Annotated in this window: 1 pseudogene; it reads left to right on the forward strand. The window is 59.2% G+C overall.

Annotation, left to right across the window (positions count from 1 at the left end):
* Positions 1 to 971, forward strand: a pseudogene (locus tag NKH04_RS33090) (type II toxin-antitoxin system HipA family toxin); the annotation flags it as partial.
* Between the last annotated feature and the right edge of the window lie 6 nt (positions 972 to 977).

Raw genomic sequence — 977 nt, forward strand, 5'->3', positions numbered from 1 at the left:
GAAGGCAATGTCCGGCCAGGCAATGATTTCGATCTCTTAGCGGCGCTGGGCGCCGATCTGCCGGGAGCCGTACGGGCGTCGCCCAGTGACGGCGCGATAGCGGTTTCGCAGGATGCTTCAAAGGATGACCCCAAGGCACGGTTCTCACTTGCCGGCGTGCAGATGAAGCTGTCGGTCAGAATGGAAACTGGAAAAGGCGGGGGCCTTACCTTGCCGATGGACGACGAGCAAGGCCGGTACATCGCCAAGTTTTCTTCAACGGTGTTTCCGGGCGTTTCGGAGAACGAATTCGCCAACCTGGCGCTGGCCGCAGCAATCGGCATGGAGGTGCCTGAATGCGAACTGGTCGAGAAGTCCAATTTTGAGGGCATTCCCGAAGAATTCAACACGCTGTCGGAGGGCAAGGTCCTTCTCGTCAAACGCTTCGATCGCGGCGCCGATGGCGATAGGATTCACATTGAGGATTTTGCTCAGGTCTTCGGTGTCTATCCCTCGCGCAAATACGAGGGCGCTGCTTACCATGACATAGCCTCGGCTCTTGGCGTGGCCGTCTTGACTACGGCGGCTCTCGAATTCGTCCGCCGCTTGGCGCTGACTGTCATCACCGGCAATGGCGACATGCACCTGAAGAACTGGTCGTTGATCTATCGCGGAAACGGCTTTAAGCCGGCCCTTTCACCAATCTACGACCTACTGTCGACCGTGCCATATCTTCCCGCGGACGCCATGGCGCTTTCGCTTGGAGGAGAGCGCTCGTTCAAGGCGCTAGCAGCACCGCGATGGAAAGCATTTGCGAACCGTGCAATCCGGAGCCGCCAGTCCTGAAGGCAGTGGTCGAGACCGTCGAACTCGTCAACGAGCACTGGTGGCATCTGCCTGAGCGCGACGTTGTCGCGGGGAAAGTGCTCGGGTGGATCGACGAGCATGTGAAGGCGATGACGCCGATACTGAACTCCTGCGCCGAGAAGTGAGCCGAG

It is taken from the genome of Mesorhizobium sp. M1365 (assembly GCF_040317865.1).
Lineage (GTDB): Bacteria > Pseudomonadota > Alphaproteobacteria > Rhizobiales > Rhizobiaceae > Mesorhizobium.